Here is an 18,974-nt window from a genome sequence, read left to right on the forward strand (position 1 = left end):
CAAAAAAAATGGCAACAGATAAACTGCTGCCATCAATCTTATAAACTAACAACTAAAATTAGAACGAGAACCCTTGCTCGTTGCGTCGAAGGTCAGCTTCAACCATCATCGCACAGAGTTCTTCAAGTGTGGTAGTCGGCTCCCAACCAAGCTCTCTCTTCGCTTTTTCTGGATTACCAATCAACAGATCGACCTCTGCTGGACGGTAGAATTTGGGATTAACCTTAACAACTACTTTACCAGTAGCCTTATCAGTAGCGGTCTCATTTTCTTCCAAACCACTCCACTCTAACTCGATACCTGCTGCTTTGAATGCCATAGTAACAAAATCACGAACCGTTTCTGTACGGTTTGTTGCAAGTACGTATGTATCAGGTTTGTCAGCTTGAAGCATACGCCACATGCCTTCTACGTAATCTTTAGCAAAGCCCCAGTCGCGCTTAGCATCCATATTACCCAACTCAAGTACGTCTAGCTTACCAAGTTTGATTTTTGCTACTGAGTCGGTAATTTTACGAGTAACAAACTCTTGACCACGCAATGGTGATTCGTGGTTAAACAAAATACCGCTTGTAGCGAAGATGTCGTACGATTCACGATAGTTGATCACCATCCAGTGAGCATACAGCTTCGCAACACCGTATGGGCTACGTGGGTAGAATGGCGTAGATTCACGTTGAGGAATCTCTTGAACCTTACCAAACATCTCAGAAGTCGATGCTTGGTAGAAACGGATCTTAGGATTAATGATACGAATCGCTTCAAGAAGATTTACAGGGCCTATGCCCGTGATTTCAGCGGTTGTAAGTGGCTGATCAAACGATACGCCTACAAAACTTTGAGCAGCCAGGTTATAAACCTCTGTTGCGCCTGTTACTTGAAGTACACGGATACTAGAGGACAAATCTGTCAAGTCATACTCCATTAGCTCAAGGTTTGGGTGATTTTTAATACCCAAATCCTCTATGCGCCAAAAATTCACAGAACTAGTACGACGATAGGTACCATAGACTTTATAGCCCTTTTCAAGAAGGAGCTCTGCTAAATAGGCCGCGTCTTGACCCGTAATTCCGGTAATTATCGCAGTTTTCATTAAATTTACCTCTTAAACTAAAAATCTGTAGCCTTTTTGGACACTTCTAAACTAAGGAAGAGATCTAGATCTGAAGGAATACCTAGACCGTACATACCATTAGCTTCTTCTCCAATGTTGAAGACTCCTATCATACCATTTGCTTCAGCCAAAAAAGTATAAACGGGGGCTACATAGAACTCGTTGTTACTCCGGATGTCTTTTTCGATCATGTAATCTGCGTAGTTACAAAAATCCGCACCTTTAGCAAAGTTATATATTCCAACTGTAGCCTCATCAGAAATAACTACCTTTTCAACCACTTCATTAACAAGGCCCGATGAACTATCAATTTTTGCATAAGACCACTTCGGGTCACTCGCTTTCATGGTTAACATTGAACCGTCCAGTCCACGATCATCCATGTCCTTTAGATATAGGTTGATGTCAGAGTCAATCCATTGGTCCGAGTTGGCAATCATTAATGGATCAGAATTATCGATGAACTGTCTTGCTTTCAAAACGGTAATGGCTGCGCCTTCAGTCACACCATCTATACCAATTACTTCAAAGTTATCACAAGCACGTTTAAAAACACTTTGTAGGTCGTATTTCTTTATATGCTCTTTCTGGCAAACAAATATGAAACGATGGTCGCACTGCGGTTTAAGATTGTTAATAACAACCTCGATCATATGCTTACCGTTTACATCAATCAACGGCTTTGGTAATTCATAACCAGCATTAGCAAAGCGACTACCTTTTCCAGCCATAGGAACTACTATATTTAACAAAATTATTCACCCTTTAGATATTTATCATTTAATGCGCCTGGAAGTTTAGCTACAACTGTTACGGTGTCTTCCAGCGCTTCAAAGTCAGTATACTCCCCAGGCTCAATCGACAAAATATCACCTTCGTTGAGGATAAAACCATTCATTTTAGCCTTACCTGAGATAATAACAGTAATCTCCGTAGCGATCTTGTGGCAATGGGAGGCTTCTAAATCACCTTTATTGAATCTTTGAACTGCGATTTCAACGTCGGTCGTTTTATATAGTGATGGTTCAAACCCACCAACAAACCACCCTCTAACGAAGTCTTCTATTCTACTTTTTTCCATTATGCCCCTCATAAAGATACGCATCCATAGTAAGCATTTCTAACTTATTATTCCAGTGAATAATATCCACTCCCAAGAAGGTAGTTTCATCAATTGTCAATTCGAACTCGATAACACTTTGTCTATTGCTTGAAGCAAATATCTTTCTCGCCTTAAAGCTAAATCTACTTGAGCCATTGAATATTGATTCAATATAGGTCATAACCTCATCACAACCAATAATACTAACACTAGGGTCATTCAGAGCAAATCTATCAGAGAGTAATCCTCTCAATTTATCGCCATCCCGATTATTGAAAGAGGTTACATATTCTTTAGTAAGCTCAATGATTTTTCTCTGTTCGCTATCATTATCAGCAGCCACTTTATCTTCAAAAGTAACCAATGCATGCTCATCATTAATATGGAAATACTTAGATTTGTCGATAGGAAATGCCTTAACCAAACCCTCAGAAAGAATTATTTCATTTAGAGTAGGGGCTATAAAAAACAAACCATTCGTTTTAACATCTTTACGAATCATATTTTTTGCAGACTCTAAAAAATGTCTTGCAGTTCTATAAAAATATACGCCAGCGATAGCATTCTTACTAATTGGATCTTTTTCAGCAGCCTGTGTGACGAACCCTTCAGAATCTACTTTTACATATGACCACTTAGGGTGAATAGATTCAAAAGTAAGCACAGCCGCATCGATATCACTTGAAACAATGTCATCTATAAAGGGTTGAATATCAAAATCAATAACCTGTTCAAAGCTAGAGATAATTAATGGTTCGTCAAGGTCTAAGTTTTCAATCGCTAGCAAGGCAGAACATGCAGCACCTTTAGTGTCACCATTAATAATACAAAGCTCAACATCATCAGAGAGTAGAGGTATTACATTGTTGAGTTTATACTTTTCCACTTCTAGTTTGGGGACGGCAACAACTATCTTCTTGTCAGAGCCTAGCTGAATAAATGGCTTGGCCGCACGCTCAATAAGGAGTTCACCGCCAATATCACTCAATATTTTGGGGAAGGAATTATTGGAGTTAGTTTCGAATGTTGTTTTTCCAGCTAAGGGAACCAAAACATTAATCATTTAATTTTCCACCTTATTAATAAATTCAGTAATTGCGTCGTAGGTGACGTCATTAACCGTATCAACTTTTAAGACGTGAGCCCCAGAAGCCCGAGCTGCTTTAAGCCCGTTTTCATTGTCTTCAACTATGACGCACTCCTCAGGCTGCAAACCTAATTTTCGTATTGCTAGATTGTATATTTCTGGATCAGGCTTACCTTTCACTACATCTTGATTTGATAGATAAAAGTCCAAGTACTCAGCCAGAGCAGCTTTATCCATCATTACTTTTACAGTATTTCTAATGGAGTTTGAAGCGACAGCCAATTTATACCCACTTTCTTTTAGCTTTGACAGCGCATACTGATGATGAAAGATAGGCTTACATAGTTGATGTGTAATATCCATTGTATACTGCTGCTTCATCTCATTAATGAATGAGTGCAGAGATTCGGGTAATACATGCGTCTTTGAGAGCATTCTTAGTTTTTGACCAGTAGAAAGCCCATCAAAAGTAACTAAATGGTCATGTCGGGTAATCTCAAGCCCAAATATAGCGAGAGACTTATTTAATGCATCATAGTGCCAATCTTTTGCATCGATAAGGACGCCATCCATATCGAATATTACAGCTTTAATCTTATTCACCACCGAAATATCTCCTAGCTTGCTCAGGTAAATCCGTACATAATACTAACGATTGACAATGTTCATTAGCCAACAGATAGTCCTTTATTTTTTTCCATTGCTCAGTCGGTTCTATTTTATGAAGCTCCGATGATACAATATATACTTTGAACCCTCTACTCACGAAAGAGTCCAAAACATCTAGATCCATCGGAGAGTCGTTAAAGCTATCAAACCAAATGCCATTAGCATTATTCCAAAGAAGGTTCTCAGATTCATACTCACTGTATCTAACTAAATATTTTAAGCTATCACGCTTATAAAGCACCGTGTCAGGTATAGACATATCAAAAACCACATAGTTTTGGATGTTATGCTTTTCTAAAATAGACAATAATAGTTTTGACAATCCATCAGACTTAATGTTGATCGCTAATGTCCGTTCACACTTTGAAGCAGAGTACATTAATAGAAAATCTTCAAATTTAACTTCGCTTCCACTTGGCATATCATGAGAGATAAGTAGTTCGCCTTTGCAGTCTCTTACATCAGTTTCTGTGCCAAACCCTAGTTCAAAACTTCTTTTAAAAGCTACTGCTTGATTTTTCTCTTCTTGTGATTTCCAGTAACCACGATGGGAGATTATTTCCATATTTTATCACCTTTCGAATAACTTTAGCATTTTATTAGTGAATTCATTTTTCCCCCAATGAGCCTGAGAAAAATTCTTATTTTCTGCGCACCTAAATGAACTAAGCTGTTTATTTATTTGGGCTTTTACCTCTTCATCTTTACTAAGGAGGACTGAACTTCTTTCTACGAGACTATTTAATGGTTCAATATCACTAACCAAGACATTTGTGCCACAAGCTAGGGCTTCTATTACAGGCAACCCAAGACCTTCTGAGTATGACGGAAATAGTAAGAGAGATGATGAACTATATAATCGAATCTGGTCCTCTGTAGTGACCTTAGGCCACCACTCAACCTCACAACATTCAAGCTGCTCGAAGAAATCTAGTATGTCTTCTTGACGGCATCTAACACCTCCAAATATTATTACGCGCTCCACATTCGTTTTATTCAAAAGAGATGGTATTCGCTTGAAACCTTTGCGTTCATCAAAAGGTGCAGCCAATATAATCGAATTATCATACCTCTTAGAGTTCTCAACATTATTAAAGCCGTATGGTATAAAAGGCGGAACTACAAAAATACTATCATTATCTAGATTTAAATAGGACATTTGTATTTTTGAAGCTTCAGAGATAGCAAGCACTCCGTTATACTCATTAATAGCACGCTCGTATCCCAAATAATGTTCTCTCGCAAAACGATAAAGACCATCATCAGAACTAGTGTTCATCGCATACATAATAGGAATAGCATCATATCCTATGCAGTAGGTTTTTTGTGCATTAAGACCCTCATTTATCTGATACATAATCCAGGGTGAACCTACTATACAAACATCAGTTCTTGGCAACTTTGAACCGTAATATAAGAGCGTAAATGGAAAATAGGAATTATTATTTTTCTCATTGATTTCATTAGTAAAAAAATCAATTAGACTATTTTTATCAATATTATCAAGTTTTACACTTTCATTGAATCCATTATTAACAGCGTATCTTTGATCAAAAATAAGTTTATTATATACACACTTTCCGAGTTCACTAGAGTGCCAATGAAAAAACTCTACTTCATATACATCATTTAAACATTCTGATATCGACAGAATATACCTTCGAACTCCATGATGATGATTTAATATGCTATCATCAACGACGATACAGAGTTTGGGCTTTATCATACCACTTAGTTCCTCTAATTTTTGACCTTACACTTTCTGGCATATGACACCACACTGAAAATAGAATCTTTTTAAATTTATTAATACCTTTTGTTTGTACATCTGAGTCAGTAGCAAATGTATTGGTATATTCTTCATTAATACCAATTGTATGCGCAACAGAGATTGTATTGATTCTAGGATAAATACCAATAGAGCACATCTGCATAGAAACTTCTACATCTTCAGCCTCGTTGTGAAGTAACAGTGCGTTAAAGTTACACTTATCTGCTAAGTGTTTTTTCACAACTAGTAACCCACCGTTTAGGAACGAGGAATCAAAAGCTTTATCCAAGTTTTCAATTTTTACAGGTGACTGCCATATTTTTTTGTTTACAGGAAAGTACAAGTATGATGGAAATTCAACTCCGGATGGGTACTTTTGCCGAACAGTAATAAAATCAAAGTCATAGCCAAAATCGATGAAACCATCAAAGAAGTTATCATCTATTTGATACCGATCATGGATAAGCAATACATTTGCATTTGAGGCTTCTTGAAGTATCAATTTTTTCTTCTCAGAGATTCTTGGCAAATTGTCTTTAGTTCTGAAAATGAAACGGACATTATCATACTCGGATAATTCATCAATTTTGGGACCAGCAATAAGAAATTCAACTTTAGTTTTACCTGATAGCTTAATAGCCTTTCTTACCAAACTGATAACATTTTCGTTTTTTTCTCCATTAGACAATATACCAAATGTCCAAGAACTATCTTTATAATAATCATTATTCAAACGAATAACAGAAAATACGCTAATTGTCTCTCCTGCTATTATTTTTTGATCAACTAAAGACACTTGGTTGTTAGGATTTCTACCTAAACAGGATTTGAAATCAAATAACGTTCCTTCTTGACTATCTTTAGTTCTAACTATTAAAGTTCCTTTTGAACACAACATTCTAATTGCTTCATCTAAAACTAACTTCCAAGAGTTCGGGTACAAGGAGAAAAGTTCTTTTTCAGTTAAAAGTATTGCATCATATTTTGCATGTAGCGAGGAGTGCGCCCTATAGTTCGTCGAAGCATTGAGAGATACGGCATCACTTTTTATTATAGGGCAATCACCCAACCATGCGACTTTATCATTCCCAGATATATTCTCACAAATATAATAGAACGCTTCGTCCTTATTTTTCTCTAAGCTCATCAGTTAACCACCAAGATTATTTAATTATTTTTAATATTTTCATTATTTTAAAAAAAAGACTAACTGCTTTTCTATTTTTGAAATACTCATCTAAATCGTCAATGGTCTGCAAAGTAGGATCAACATCTCTCAACACCTTATTTAAGTTAGCCAACTTAGAGCGGTTATTATTATTTTCTTGTATCAGGTTCTGGTATTCTTCTTCAATAGATAGTAATTTGGGGGACGGAAAATGCCAATAAAACTTACCATCATAAAGGTCTATACCTCTTAAAGATAACGTTTTTTCAATTTCATCGCTGTTTAAGCTATTCTTACAAAAATATAGGTTAAACTCATTCGACGCGTGGTCATTTGGTTTGAGTTTATATGGTTTGAAATCATTTTCCTTTAGCCATGCCAACACATTAGTTAAATCATTTTCTTCTTCGAGATAAAGGCCCAGGTCGGTATTGATACTCACTTCAAGCATACCTGCATCGATATATTGAATATAATGACCAGCCGATAGCAGAACTTCTAGGTCCAATCCCTGAGTATCTATTTTTATAAACGCCACCCTATTTTCTGGCCCAACATTATACTCTGACAAAATCATAGATAAAGGTTTGACTTCTACATCTTGTGTAGCATCGAAATACATATCCTCTCGAGTACTCCAGTACTCATCAGATAGTTTTGTTTCAGAAAAACTCAGTAGGCTTGACACCCCCCAATCATGGTGACTAGCGATATTCATCTTCGCTATTCTAGCTTCAATATCTATGGCAACAGGAATTACATCTATATTTTTAATACTATTCTTCAAGATGTCTTCTTTGATTATATCTACTAGGCTATTAATGGGTTCTATAGCTATTACTTTATATTGGTTATTCTTCTTTGCTATATCTAAAGCAAAATCACCATGATTCGCCCCAACATCAACTATTATCATAATTATCACCTATAGATATTTTTACACTTGGTTCAAAGTAAGCTGTACCACTAAAAATAAAACTACTCTTATTCTCGATCACATTAATATTAATAACGTTATGACACATTAAAAGTGACTCTCTAAACGAACGTTCATTGATACCCTCATTGACAAGTGCAAAATCAATGGAGAACTCCCCGTGCCCTACATTTAAGCAGAAGCTAAACTCTACTGTTAGATCATTACCTTTTTTGATTTCTTCACTTTTGACCCCCATGCAATGAGTATTGGTCTCAAATACAGACACACCGAATCTATCTGCTACCCGAAAGCCAACATGTGGTTCGTTGAGCAAACTACCACAATGAAATCTAGCTCTCAAAGTAACCTGGTCTCCAGGGAAGAACGTTCTTTGAGGTAAACCATTTTTGTCTAAAACATCACAGCCCGATAACCTATGGCTACTCAGATTCTCGCTTTCTTTTGACCGTGTCTTCTCAATTTTTTCATAGTTATCAACTAGTTTATCATATAACTGTATGGTTTCTTTTGATACACCATCGAAAGCGACTTCTCCTTCGTGCAGGAGAATAGCTCGGTCACAAAAGTTCATGATAGCTTGTGCATCATGTGATACTAATAAGATTGAAGTTCCAGATTCCTTAATTTGCTTCATATGATTGAAGCATTTTGCTTGAAAGCTGACGTCACCAACACTCAAAGCCTCATCAACGATTAGAATATCGGGGCGAAAGGCAGTAGCTACAGCAAAAGCTAGCCTCGCTTGCATACCGCTGCTATAGGTTCTAATCGGCAAATCGAAAAACTCACCAATTTCGGCGAAATCCTCTATCTCCTTGACTTTTTTATTGATGGCCTCTTGAGATTGCCCCATTAAGCCAGAGGAATGGTATGTATTTTCTCTACCCGTTAATTCAGGGTTGAAACCCATCCCTAATTCAAGAATTGCAGAAGTTCTTCCAAAGGATTTAACTTCTCCTTTTGTTGGGTTTAGAGTTCCGGTAATCAATTTTAATAACGTACTTTTCCCAGCCCCGTTCTTACCTATTACCCCAACAGCCTCACCTTTCTTTATTGAAAAGCTAATGTCCTTTAAGACTTCTTGTTTCTTGTTTCTCGAATTAAAACCAAACCATCCAAGGACCCTGAATAATTCACTATCATATTCCACGTAGGACTTACTTAAGTTTCTTACCGTAAGGATCTCACTCATAAAACATCCGCCATTTCTTTGCTTGCTTTTTTATAAACATATATAGCTAAAGAGAATAAAAGTACTGATAAAATCGAAGGATAAAGCAACATAGATAGATTAGGAGATCTATCATAAAGGAGAACATCTTGGTACCCCTGTATAATTCCTGTTAAAGGATTCAAATATATAACATACTGATATTGATGGGGAATAATTGAAATCATGTATACAATTGGTGTGAACCAGAACCAAAATTGCAAGAGTATAGTTACTATCTGCCCTACGTCTCGTATAAAAACGTTCAACAATCCAAATAGTAGCCCAAAGCCGATGGAAAATAGCAGAAGGATTGTAGTTAAAGCAGGAAGCCAGTACAAATACCTATAGGCGTGATGCCCGAGAATAAAAAAAACCGAGAAGGCTAGAACTAAAAAAAGGACATAGTTAACTAGTGAACTTCCTGTGACTACTATCGGCAATGCTATCTTTGGGAAACTCATTTTCTTAATTAAGCTTGCATTATCAATGAATACCGTAAGAATTCGGTTCACTATCTCAGAAAATAACGTCCAAGCAACTATTCCACTCAGAATATATATGGGGTAAGCATATTGAGTGACAACGCCAGGGAGTTTTGCCGTTAAAATGTTAGACAGTATGAAAGCATATACAAGAACCATAGCCAAAGGCTGCAATACCGCCCAAAGTAGCCCTAGTCTACTTCTTGCATATCTTGTTTTGTAGTCCGTTTTTATCGAAGATACAATATAGTATCGGTAGTTCCATATGTTTTTAAAAAACGAAAGCATTTCTGACCCCAATAACTTAATCTTCTTCACCAAGCAAATTTAGTAACTCTTTGGTTTTTCTGCCTAAAAGTTCATAATTCGCTTTAGACTCTACATTCAACCTAACAACGGGTTCTGTATTCGAAGAACGTAGATTGAATCGCCACTCCTCAAATTCCAAGCTAATACCATCAATCTCACCAAAAACGAGCGCCTCCCCTTTATAGGTATTTAATACTCGCTTAATGGCATCTTGAGAGTTGGTAAGTTTTGAATTTATCTCACCAGAAGAAGGATACGCTTCAATACGTTCTTTTACGGTTTCAGAGAGGTTCATCCCTTTTACAGATAATAACTCCGTCACCAATAACCAAGGAATCATCCCTGAGTCACAATATGCGAAGTCGCGGAAATAATGGTGAGCACTCATTTCACCACCATAAATCGCATCTTCTTTACGCATGCGCTCTTTAATAAAAGCATGACCTGTTTTACACAGAATTGGAACACCACCTGACTGGTTAACGACATCAATCGTATTCCAAGACAGTCGTGGGTCATGAATAATCTTTGCGCCTTTTTCTTTTTGCAAGAAAGCTTCCGCTAGTAGACCTACTATATAATAGCCTTCTATGAAGTCGCCATTTTCATCAAACAGGAAGCAGCGATCGAAGTCACCATCGAAGGCAATGCCCATATCAGCTTTATGCGCTTTCACCGCATTTGCAGTGTCCTCCCGACATTCTGGTAGTAGCGGGTTTGGGATACCATTCGGGAAATTGCCATCTTCCTCGTGATGGACTTTAATGATTTCCAAAGGAATATTCAAAGCGTTAAAGCGCTCTTCCAAAGAATCGATGACATGGCCTGCAGCTCCGTTACCCGAGTTGATCACTAACTTCATCGGTTTGATGTTGCTTGCGTTGATATACCCCATTAAATGGTCAGTATAGTCACTTAGGATATCAATCTTCTTGTAGGTACCTTTAGCAACTACATCAATAAACACATTCTCTTCTGCAAGAGTCTGAATATCACGTAAACCGGTATCACCACTGATTGGCTTAGCACCTTCACGCACCAACTTCATACCGTTGTAATCCATAGGGTTGTGACTTGCCGTTACTTCAACACCACCGTCAACACCTAGATGAAAAGTAGCAAAGTAGATTTCTTCTGTACCCGATAGGCCAATATCCAATACGTTGACACCTGAATCCATTAATCCGTCACTTAGAGACAGTTTTAGTTCTTCACTAGTAAGGCGAACATCACCACCAACAACTATCGATTTCTCGCCTTCGCTATCGCTTTTTAAGAACTGCCCATAAGCACGACCAATGCGATATGCGATGTCATTATTGAGCTCTTCTCCAAGCTGACCGCGGATATCGTAGGCTTTAAAACATGTTAACTTCGTCATTACTTATTTTCCTCTAAACGTACAACATCATCTTCGTTTAGGTATGAACCTGATTGAATTTCGATTAGTTCCAAAGGCATTTTACCTGGATTTTCAACCATATGGCTGACGCCAACCGGGATATATATTGATTGGTTTTCTGTGATGATTTGCTCGTTGCCATTGCTACTCACCTTCGCCGTACCAGAAACGACAACCCAATGTTCTGCGCGATGATAATGCATCTGAAGAGACTGTTTTTTACCCGGCTGCACGGTGATTCTGTTCACTTTATAACGGTCACCGCCATCAATAGCATCTGACTTACCCCAAGGGCGATAAACTTCACGGTGTTCACGATATTCTGCACGGTTCTCTGCTTTTAGGTGCTCAACAATGTTTTTCACCTTCTGGACGTTATCTTTGTGAGCAACAAGTACGGCATCCTTGGTTTCTACAACCACAATGTCCTTAACACCAACAGAGGCAACAAGCTTATTTGGCGCATAAATATAGCAGCCCTCTGTGTCCTCAATAATCGCATCACCGTGTATAACATTCCCAGCATTGTCTTTTTCAGACACTTCCCACAGCGCAGACCAAGAGCCTACATCGCTCCACCCTGCATCCATTGGCACCACAACTGCCTTCTCCGTACGCTCCATTACTGCATAATCTACAGAATCATCGGGACACTTCAGAAACTCGCTTTTTTCCACGCGAATAAAATCCATGTCCTCAACGGTACCTTCTGTTGCCTTTAAGCAGCATTTGTAGATTTCTGGAGAGTACTTCTTCAGCTCTTCGAGGAACACACTTGCTTTGAACATAAAGCAACCACTGTTCCAATAATACTCGCCACTAGAGACATACTGCTCGGCCACCTCAAGCTTAGGTTTCTCTACAAACTGATCTACTACATAGGCAGCATCACCTTGATTCGCTCCTCGCTTAATGTATCCATATCCGGTTTCTGGCGCGGTTGGAACGATACCGAATGTCGCTAGTTTGCCATCTTCGGCAACGACTTGCGCTTTACGAATAGATTTCTGGAAGGCTTCTGTGTTTTGCACTACATGATCAGCAGCTAGAACAAGCATGACAGGATCGTCGCCGTGAATCACCGCTTGCATCGCGGCCAGAGCTATCGCCGGAGCTGTATTTCGACCAGCAGGTTCCAAAACGATTCTCGCTCGTTGTCCATAGGTACGAAGTTGCTCTGCCACAACAAAACGATGATCTTCGTTGGAAATAATGATTGCTTCCGACGAGGACATACCATCAATACGTTCTAGAGTCGACTGTAACATAGTCAATGAACTGTGGTTATTCAGCGCTAAGAATTGCTTGGGAAATGCGGAACGAGAGAGTGGCCATAAACGTGAGCCTGATCCCCCAGCCATAATGACAGGTATAAACATAGAATTTTGCTTCTTAATTGTTGTAAATTTCATTAGAGTCCATGAAAGTCCGCACTAGATAAAAATTGAAGGTTAGACAGAAATGTTAGTTCTGACTCAAAGAAACAGTCATATAGAACCATAGACCATTACTTTTTTGATTACAGGCAGCCTTATGTAAATAAACTGAACTGAAATCCAAGGTTTTCTCTATTGACTCTTTCTTGGATTACCGACAATCCTTCGAGCATGGGTATGATCGTAACTTTTCTAGGACATTCTTTAGAATTGGATACGCTACCGCCCTTGAGTCAAGCCCTCAAAAGCTAAATAGTTAAGTATGGAGTCTTGCGGCGTAAACATAATTTGCGAAGATTATATAGGAAACCAATTTGATTCGCGACAGCTCAAACATTAAACCAAAGATAAGAAAACCAAACTCAGATAAACGCCATTGACCGCTACCTAATAAGTATCGAATGAAGGGAGGTAAGAATTGCGCAACTAGCTACAACTGACTGACATCATTTCAAGCTCAAACGGAATCATCCCTCTAAGTTCGCTCTATCGCTTGATTTTTTCCTTCTGGGCAATTGGCACTTGTATGCTCTTTTCGCCCTCAAATTTCCATTTCTGCGAGTATTGTTCATTAAAAAAGGCGCAAGATAAAGATAAATCCCTCTCACTATATAGGCTGGTTTTATGAAAGTATGAGGTAGTTCAAATTTACACAATTATGACATTAAAGTACAAAATCTACATACCGCTCGTCATTGATGAAGTACCTAGCGAGAGTCTGTTTATATATGATGTTCATTTCACTACTTCCACATCCACTAGTTCTTCTTTGAGCAACCGTGCAAAATCCGCTTTAACTTCACTATCTCCATGAATCAGATGCAATTGTTTTAAGTACTCCCTACAACCTTTTACGAAAATTATGAGATCATCTCTATCGGCGTGCGCTGAGTAACCTGATACTGTATGAACCATTGCATTCATTTCGATACTAGTCCCGTCTATCCAAACTTGTTCCTTACCTATTTGAATATCACGACCTAACGTTTCGTTCGCTTGATAACCACAGAACACTATGTCTGTTCGTCTGTCTGGAAGTAAAGCTTTTAGATAATCAACTACTCTGCCTCCTTGGCACATACCAGATGCCGAGATGACAATCGCAGCCTCTCCTGTCGATGCTAGTCTATTCACCACTCGACAATGTTCCTGATGACGTTCAATAACTACACACTGCAGGAAGTTCAAAGGTTGGCGACCTTGCTGAATCTTCTGCTTCGCTTCTTTAGACCATAACTTACGATAACGACGATAAGCTTTAGTAACTTTGGTTGCCATGGGAGAGTCAACAATGATAGGAATCGTCGATTGTAGTTGGTTTTGATGCAGTAGTGACTCAATATCAAACAACAACTCCTGTGTTCGGCCAACACTAAAGGCAGGCACAATGATCGCGCCTCCATCTTTTAAACTTCGTTTAATAATGGCCAATAACCTTTCAGTGCGTTTATCGATCGATTCATGGCATTTGTTACCGTAGGTAGATTCTAGAAATAGGTAGTCAGCACGTTTGGGGGGAATAGCGTCTGGTAGTAATGGCGTATGATTAGGTCCTAAATCTCCAGAGAATACTGCTATTTCATCTTTTGGCAGTTTTAACTCAATATAGGCACTACCTAAAATGTGTCCGGCGGGATTGAATCTTACATAAGTGAAATAACCTCCATAATTCGACTTAATAGGTGTCCATTCTGAGTAGTTTATAGGTTTCAGATGCTTAAAAATTAAATCAATGAATTGCGTTCTTTCGCTTTTAGATAGATCCAGCGTTAGTTTAAGACCATCGGATAACATTAATGGAACTAAATAAGCCGTTGCCTGGGTGCAATAAATAGGCCCACGAAACCCTGCGGCAAACAACCACGGTAACCTACCAATATGATCGATGTGGGCATGCGTCAGAATCAAAGCACGCACATGCTTTAAGCTGAAATCGATCTTCAGAGTCTGATTGTAAGAATCCGCTCCTTGAAAAAGCCCACAATCAATTAGCACAGATTCACCATTTATTGCCAATTCATGACAGGAACCTGTCACTGTGTCTTTGCCTCCATGATGTGTCACTTCTACATTTGGTGCTAACTGCATACCTATCTCCAGTTGTCATGCCTATCAACATAGACCTACTGTAGGCCGGTAGCGAACGTCAATGCTCTAGTTCATAACATTCTAACTTCTGTCGCATAGAACCAAACAATTGTCAGTCTCAGAGTAGAACCTGCGTCAACATGCTTTGGAAAAGCATTAATTTCTACTCTGGTACTTCCTGAGAACTTAGTTCCCTTGCTTTGAAGCTACGTGGAAATCTTATATACTCAACTGAATTATCCTATTCAAATGGAACCGTTTTATGATCATTGTAACTGGCGGTGCTGGCATGATTGGCAGCAACATTATCAAAGCGCTTAACGAAGCAGGCTTAAATGATATTCTGGTAGTCGACAACCTTAAAAATGGACGTAAGTTCAAAAACTTGGTTGACCTTGATATTACTGACTATATGGATCGCGATGACTTTTTAACGCAAGTTATGGCTGGCGATGATTTTGGACCTATCGAAGCGGTATTCCACGAAGGAGCATGTTCAGCTACGACAGAGTGGGATGGTAAGTATGTGATGTTGAATAACTATGAGTATTCAAAAGAGTTACTTCACTACTGTCTAGAGCGTGAAATTCCGTTCCTTTATGCCTCTTCTGCGGCAACTTATGGTGAGACGACTGTATTTAAGGAAGAGCGCCAGTATGAAGGTGCACTAAACGTTTACGGTTACTCTAAACAACAGTTCGATAACTATGTCCGTCGTCTAACTGCTGACGCGGAAGCACACGGCGAAAAACTGTCACAAATTACTGGATTCCGTTACTTCAACGTTTATGGCCCACGTGAGCAGCACAAAGGCAGCATGGCTTCTGTGGCATTCCATTTGAATAACCAAATGAATGCTGGAGAGAATCCAAAACTATTTGAAGGTAGCGCCCAGTTTAAGCGCGACTTCGTTTATGTTGGTGACGTAGCTAAAGTAAATCTATGGTTTATGGAAAATGGCGTTTCGGGCATTTTTAACTGCGGTACCGGCAATGCAGAGACATTTGAGGCTATTGCAGAAGCGGCGATCAAGCACCACGGTAAAGGGGAAATTGAAAACATCCCATTCCCTGACCATTTGAAAGGTGCTTATCAAGAGTTTACTCAAGCTGATTTAACCAACTTACGTGCTGCTGGTTGTGATATCGAGTTTAAGACTGTTGCTGAAGGTGTTGCTGAGTATTTGGCGATCGTGAATAAGTAGCAAGGTGCTTCTACGTTTAAGAATTTTGGTTGAAGTTTAGTCATCCTGGAGAGTAAATCCCTGCCTATGCAGGGATAAAACTCAAAAAATAACCCTGACGGCATGAAAACTGAATAATCTAGAAAGAGTTTATTGATGAATATTCTTATGGCCCTGTCCCAGCTTGAAGTCACTGGGGCTGAGGTTTACGCTACTACGGTAGGTAACGAACTCACCGCTCGGGGTCATAATGTGTTTTATGTCTCTGATACGCTGACAAAACCTCATGACGGCCCATTTTTCTCATTGCGATTTAACAAACGTAGTGTGCCACGTCGTTTTTGGCATGTGGGTTATCTCATATACCTAATCAAAAAACATAATATTCAGTTAGTCCATGCTCACTCTCGTGCATCAAGCTGGAGCTGCCATGTGGCCTGTAATCTAACTGGTACCCCTATGGTAACAACTGTGCATGGTCGTCAACCCGTGCATGCATCGCGTAAGAAATTTCATGCTATGGGTGATAGAGCACTACCTGTTTGTGAGGCGATTCGTGATCAACTACACAACGATTTAGCGGTACCTTTAGAGCAGATGGAGGTGAGTCGCAATGGTATTGAGACTGACAACTTCAAATGGGTTGAAGCACCTAACAACGCAAAACCTGTGATTACTATTGTAGGTCGCTTGACGGGCCCGAAAGGTGACTTATGTTATCGCCTGCTTGATGAGTGTTTAAACGCTGACAAATATGATATTCGTGTGGTCACTGGCTCTAAGTTTGAACCAAGATTCGAAAAGTTTAAATCAACCGTCAACTTTGTTGGTTATACCAATGATGTACCGACAATGCTAAGCGAAGCGGACTTAGTGATTGGAGCCGGACGCGTTGCGATGGAATCCTTGCTTTGTGGCCGCCCTACTCTGGCTATCGGTGAAGCGAAGTGCATTGGTGTGATCGACAAAACAAATGTTTCAGAAGCGATGGCCACAAACTTTGGCGATATAGGGCCAAAAGATCTCGATATCGACTTTGGCTCGATTCCTTCCTTTGTAGAGCAAGGGCTCACGACTGCACATTGCTCAATGGCCATCAGCGATACCATACGCGAACACTATACTCTCTCTTCGATTGTTGACCAAATAGAGCGTATTTATCAAGACGTCTATGTCACTACACTAAAGCGTGAAATGCCTGTAATCATGTATCACCGCTTTATTAAAGATGACAGTGGCAAAGGCGTTCACGGTACCTACCTGCATATCGATATGTTTGATAAGCATATGGCTCTATTGAAAAAGATGGGATTTGAAACACTGACGTTTGAGGATCTGCAGGATGGGCGTTTAATTCGCAGGCTCGAAGCGGGTAAGCGTTACATTATGTTGACGGTCGACGATGGCTATGTCGATAATTTAGAGCTGATGCTCCCTGTTTTACAAAAATACGACTTCAAAGCCGTGGTTTATGTGGTTACTGGTGAAACTTTTAACCGCTGGGATGTTGAAAACCCAAGTAATCCTGAGACGTCTGTGCCATTAATGAATACTGACCAGGTTAAGTTACTGTCGCAATCCGAGCTGATTGAGATTGGCGGGCATACCCTGACTCACCCTAAACTTAACACTTTATCGAATGAACAGCAGCTCCATGAAATCATCGAGAACAAAGCGGCGTTAGAGGCGACCATCGGCAAACCCCTAACTTCGTTCGCTTACCCATTTGGTGAGCATAATCAGACCTCAAAAGATATCGCTAAAGAGGTAGGTTATCAGTATGCAGTCGCCACCAACTCGGGACCACTGCAATTTCATAAAGATCCCTATCAGATCCGCCGTATTGCGATTTTCCCGAAAACAGATGTGTTTGGGTTGTGGCGCAAGGTGCGTGGCAATTATTTGTTTAGAAAGGCAAAGAAATAATGAAAGTAGCAAATGTATTCTATGTGACTTCACCGTTGCAGTATCTATGTGCATTTGAAGCAAGAAAAGCATTTGACGCATCTTGTAATATTTTAATTCTGGAAGTGGGTGATACCGTAAGAGGTTTGGAACAACTGCAACAACTGATATCCCGAGATAACTGGGATTGTACCTTTGAGTTGAAGACCGGAAACAGAACCTTTACCACACCCGCCTTTATTAGAAAATTGAAGCGTTATCTTTCCAGCCACGGATTATCTATTGATCACTTTTGCTTTGGTGAGTTTGCTAGCTGGCGAGTGAACCTGGTTCGCAAGAACCTTTCGTTCCGCCGTACCGTTTATTTTGATGACGGCACCCTTAGCATCAATGAAGTTGAGAAGTACATTAAGCCCGCCGTACCCTACTCCCGCAAACGTTGGTTTCATGACTTGCTGCTTCGCCTGCAGGGCGTTCAACCTGTGGGTGTGTTACCCGTACCTGATAACCTGTTGGTTTACTCTATGTTCGATTTTTCTGACGAACTTTTTGATAGTCAGATTAACCAATTTGCCGACCTGCTCAGTCGCTTTGACTCTTTTAATGCGTATGATGCACAGGGACCAGTGGCATTTATTGGTCAGGGTGCTATTGGGCATAAAAACCAAAAATCGCTGGATGCCCACTTAAAAGAAATCATGCTTTTTACTGAGAGCAAAGCTCAGAAAGTGGTTTATTTTCCGCATCGTAATGAGAGTGAAGCCGTGACAAAAGCCGTAAAGGCCATTAAGTCGGTCGAATATCACACTCCTGACCGTCCGATGGAGCTTGAGATACTGACCAAACGCCTGACTTTTTCCAGAGTGGTTGGCCCTTACTCTACGGCCCTGTTCACCTTAAAGAAACTTTTCCCAGAATTACCTGTCACTCTCATAGACGATGGACGACAAAGTCAGGTCATTTTGGAGATAAGAAATCAGTTAAATAAAGAGCAGATCTTAGACTCCATTATTACCAAAGATGGTCATTTTGAGTCTTTGAATTAAGCTCATCCCCCTAAACCTGCGTCGCCTTCTGGCGGCTAGCAAAGCACATGACTGTCGCA

At 39.6% G+C, this 18,974-nt stretch carries 17 protein-coding genes; 3 read left to right on the forward strand and 14 right to left on the reverse strand.

Annotated elements, in window-relative coordinates; translation table 11 throughout:
- Positions 1-58: 58 nt before the first annotated feature.
- The 14 genes from gmd to HOP38_RS15145 form a co-directional block, all read right to left on the reverse strand.
- Positions 59-1,093, reverse strand: coding sequence for a GDP-mannose 4,6-dehydratase (gmd, locus tag HOP38_RS15080; RefSeq protein ID WP_198558396.1), 1,035 nt, complete (start codon positions 1,091-1,093; stop codon positions 59-61).
- Positions 1,094-1,110: 17 nt separating this feature from the next.
- Positions 1,111-1,845, reverse strand: a complete 735-nt coding sequence (locus tag HOP38_RS15085; protein WP_242456544.1) for a glycosyltransferase family 2 protein — start codon at positions 1,843-1,845, stop codon at positions 1,111-1,113.
- A 23-nt stretch (positions 1,846-1,868) separates the two neighbouring features.
- A complete protein-coding gene (locus HOP38_RS15090; protein ID WP_198558398.1) occupies positions 1,869-2,195 on the reverse strand; it encodes a cupin domain-containing protein in 327 nt (108 codons plus the stop codon).
- On the reverse strand, positions 2,182-3,279 hold the full coding sequence (locus HOP38_RS15095) for a nuclear transport factor 2 family protein (RefSeq protein WP_198558399.1): 1,098 nt from the start codon (positions 3,277-3,279) through the stop codon (positions 2,182-2,184). The genes HOP38_RS15090 and HOP38_RS15095 overlap by 14 nt, the downstream gene beginning before the upstream one ends.
- A complete protein-coding gene (locus tag HOP38_RS15100) occupies positions 3,280-3,906 on the reverse strand; it encodes an HAD family hydrolase (protein ID WP_242456545.1) in 627 nt (208 codons plus the stop codon). It abuts the gene before it with no gap.
- Positions 3,899-4,537 carry a PI-PLC domain-containing protein gene (locus HOP38_RS15105; protein ID WP_198558400.1) on the reverse strand — a complete coding sequence of 213 codons (639 nt, stop codon included), beginning with the start codon at positions 4,535-4,537 and terminating at the stop codon, positions 3,899-3,901. Before HOP38_RS15105 ends, HOP38_RS15100 begins: the two co-directional genes overlap by 8 nt.
- 6 nt (positions 4,538-4,543) lie before the next feature.
- Positions 4,544-5,698 (reverse strand): glycosyltransferase, encoded by a 1,155-nt coding sequence (locus HOP38_RS15110; protein ID WP_198558401.1) that lies wholly within the window; start codon positions 5,696-5,698, stop codon positions 4,544-4,546.
- On the reverse strand, positions 5,667-6,890 hold the full coding sequence (locus HOP38_RS15115) for a hypothetical protein (protein WP_198558402.1): 1,224 nt from the start codon (positions 6,888-6,890) through the stop codon (positions 5,667-5,669). The genes HOP38_RS15110 and HOP38_RS15115 overlap by 32 nt, the downstream gene beginning before the upstream one ends.
- 16 nt (positions 6,891-6,906) lie before the next feature.
- Positions 6,907-7,827, reverse strand: coding sequence for an FkbM family methyltransferase (locus tag HOP38_RS15120; protein WP_198558403.1), 921 nt, complete (start codon positions 7,825-7,827; stop codon positions 6,907-6,909).
- Complete coding sequence (locus tag HOP38_RS15125) at positions 7,814-9,043, reverse strand: ABC transporter ATP-binding protein (RefSeq protein ID WP_198558404.1); 1,230 nt, start codon at positions 9,041-9,043, stop codon at positions 7,814-7,816. The genes HOP38_RS15120 and HOP38_RS15125 overlap by 14 nt, the downstream gene beginning before the upstream one ends.
- Positions 9,040-9,834 carry an ABC transporter permease gene (locus HOP38_RS15130; protein WP_198558405.1) on the reverse strand — a complete coding sequence of 265 codons (795 nt, stop codon included), beginning with the start codon at positions 9,832-9,834 and terminating at the stop codon, positions 9,040-9,042. The genes HOP38_RS15125 and HOP38_RS15130 overlap by 4 nt, the downstream gene beginning before the upstream one ends.
- A 16-nt stretch (positions 9,835-9,850) precedes the next feature.
- Positions 9,851-11,236 carry a phosphomannomutase CpsG gene (gene cpsG, locus HOP38_RS15135; RefSeq protein ID WP_198558406.1) on the reverse strand — a complete coding sequence of 462 codons (1,386 nt, stop codon included), beginning with the start codon at positions 11,234-11,236 and terminating at the stop codon, positions 9,851-9,853.
- On the reverse strand, positions 11,236-12,636 hold the full coding sequence (locus HOP38_RS15140) for a mannose-1-phosphate guanylyltransferase/mannose-6-phosphate isomerase (protein WP_198558457.1): 1,401 nt from the start codon (positions 12,634-12,636) through the stop codon (positions 11,236-11,238). The genes cpsG and HOP38_RS15140 overlap by 1 nt, the downstream gene beginning before the upstream one ends.
- Positions 12,637-13,428: 792 nt before the next feature.
- A complete protein-coding gene (locus HOP38_RS15145) occupies positions 13,429-14,781 on the reverse strand; it encodes an MBL fold metallo-hydrolase (protein ID WP_198558407.1) in 1,353 nt (450 codons plus the stop codon).
- A gap of 262 nt (positions 14,782-15,043) precedes the next feature.
- Here HOP38_RS15145 and rfaD point away from each other — a divergent pair, with 262 nt between their 5' ends.
- The 3 genes from rfaD to HOP38_RS15160 all read left to right on the forward strand — a co-directional run bounded on the left by rfaD (position 15,044) and on the right by HOP38_RS15160 (position 18,915).
- Complete coding sequence (gene rfaD, locus HOP38_RS15150; RefSeq protein WP_198558408.1) at positions 15,044-15,985, forward strand: ADP-glyceromanno-heptose 6-epimerase; 942 nt, start codon at positions 15,044-15,046, stop codon at positions 15,983-15,985.
- A gap of 135 nt (positions 15,986-16,120) precedes the next feature.
- A complete protein-coding gene (locus HOP38_RS15155; protein WP_198558409.1) occupies positions 16,121-17,890 on the forward strand; it encodes a bifunctional glycosyltransferase family 4 protein/polysaccharide deacetylase in 1,770 nt (589 codons plus the stop codon).
- Positions 17,890-18,915 carry a hypothetical protein gene (locus tag HOP38_RS15160; RefSeq protein WP_198558410.1) on the forward strand — a complete coding sequence of 342 codons (1,026 nt, stop codon included), beginning with the start codon at positions 17,890-17,892 and terminating at the stop codon, positions 18,913-18,915. The genes HOP38_RS15155 and HOP38_RS15160 overlap by 1 nt, the downstream gene beginning before the upstream one ends.
- The last annotated feature ends 59 nt before the right edge of the window (positions 18,916-18,974 follow it).

The organism is Vibrio mediterranei (assembly GCF_013364395.1).
GTDB lineage: Bacteria > Pseudomonadota > Gammaproteobacteria > Enterobacterales > Vibrionaceae > Vibrio > Vibrio mediterranei.

Excerpts from the sequence above, each read along its gene's own strand:
- HOP38_RS15120 (WP_198558403.1), bottom strand. The coding sequence starts at position 7,827 with ATGATAATAGTTGATGTTGGGGCGAATCATGGTGATTTTGCTTTAGAT.
- cpsG (WP_198558406.1), bottom strand. The coding sequence starts at position 11,236 with ATGACGAAGTTAACATGTTTTAAAGCCTACGATATCCGCGGTCAGCTT.
- HOP38_RS15105 (WP_198558400.1), bottom strand. The coding sequence starts at position 4,537 with ATGGAAATAATCTCCCATCGTGGTTACTGGAAATCACAAGAAGAGAAA.
- HOP38_RS15095 (WP_198558399.1), bottom strand. The coding sequence starts at position 3,279 with ATGATTAATGTTTTGGTTCCCTTAGCTGGAAAAACAACATTCGAAACT.
- HOP38_RS15155 (WP_198558409.1), top strand. The coding sequence starts at position 16,121 with ATGAATATTCTTATGGCCCTGTCCCAGCTTGAAGTCACTGGGGCTGAG.
- HOP38_RS15160 (WP_198558410.1), top strand. The coding sequence starts at position 17,890 with ATGAAAGTAGCAAATGTATTCTATGTGACTTCACCGTTGCAGTATCTA.
- HOP38_RS15085 (WP_242456544.1), bottom strand. The coding sequence starts at position 1,845 with ATGGCTGGAAAAGGTAGTCGCTTTGCTAATGCTGGTTATGAATTACCA.
- HOP38_RS15110 (WP_198558401.1), bottom strand. The coding sequence starts at position 5,698 with ATGATAAAGCCCAAACTCTGTATCGTCGTTGATGATAGCATATTAAAT.
- HOP38_RS15140 (WP_198558457.1), bottom strand. The coding sequence starts at position 12,636 with ATGTTTATACCTGTCATTATGGCTGGGGGATCAGGCTCACGTTTATGG.
- HOP38_RS15145 (WP_198558407.1), bottom strand. The coding sequence starts at position 14,781 with ATGCAGTTAGCACCAAATGTAGAAGTGACACATCATGGAGGCAAAGAC.
- rfaD (WP_198558408.1), top strand. The coding sequence starts at position 15,044 with ATGATCATTGTAACTGGCGGTGCTGGCATGATTGGCAGCAACATTATC.
- HOP38_RS15130 (WP_198558405.1), bottom strand. The coding sequence starts at position 9,834 with ATGCTTTCGTTTTTTAAAAACATATGGAACTACCGATACTATATTGTA.
- HOP38_RS15115 (WP_198558402.1), bottom strand. The coding sequence starts at position 6,890 with ATGAGCTTAGAGAAAAATAAGGACGAAGCGTTCTATTATATTTGTGAG.
- gmd (WP_198558396.1), bottom strand. The coding sequence starts at position 1,093 with ATGAAAACTGCGATAATTACCGGAATTACGGGTCAAGACGCGGCCTAT.
- HOP38_RS15125 (WP_198558404.1), bottom strand. The coding sequence starts at position 9,043 with ATGAGTGAGATCCTTACGGTAAGAAACTTAAGTAAGTCCTACGTGGAA.
- HOP38_RS15090 (WP_198558398.1), bottom strand. The coding sequence starts at position 2,195 with ATGGAAAAAAGTAGAATAGAAGACTTCGTTAGAGGGTGGTTTGTTGGT.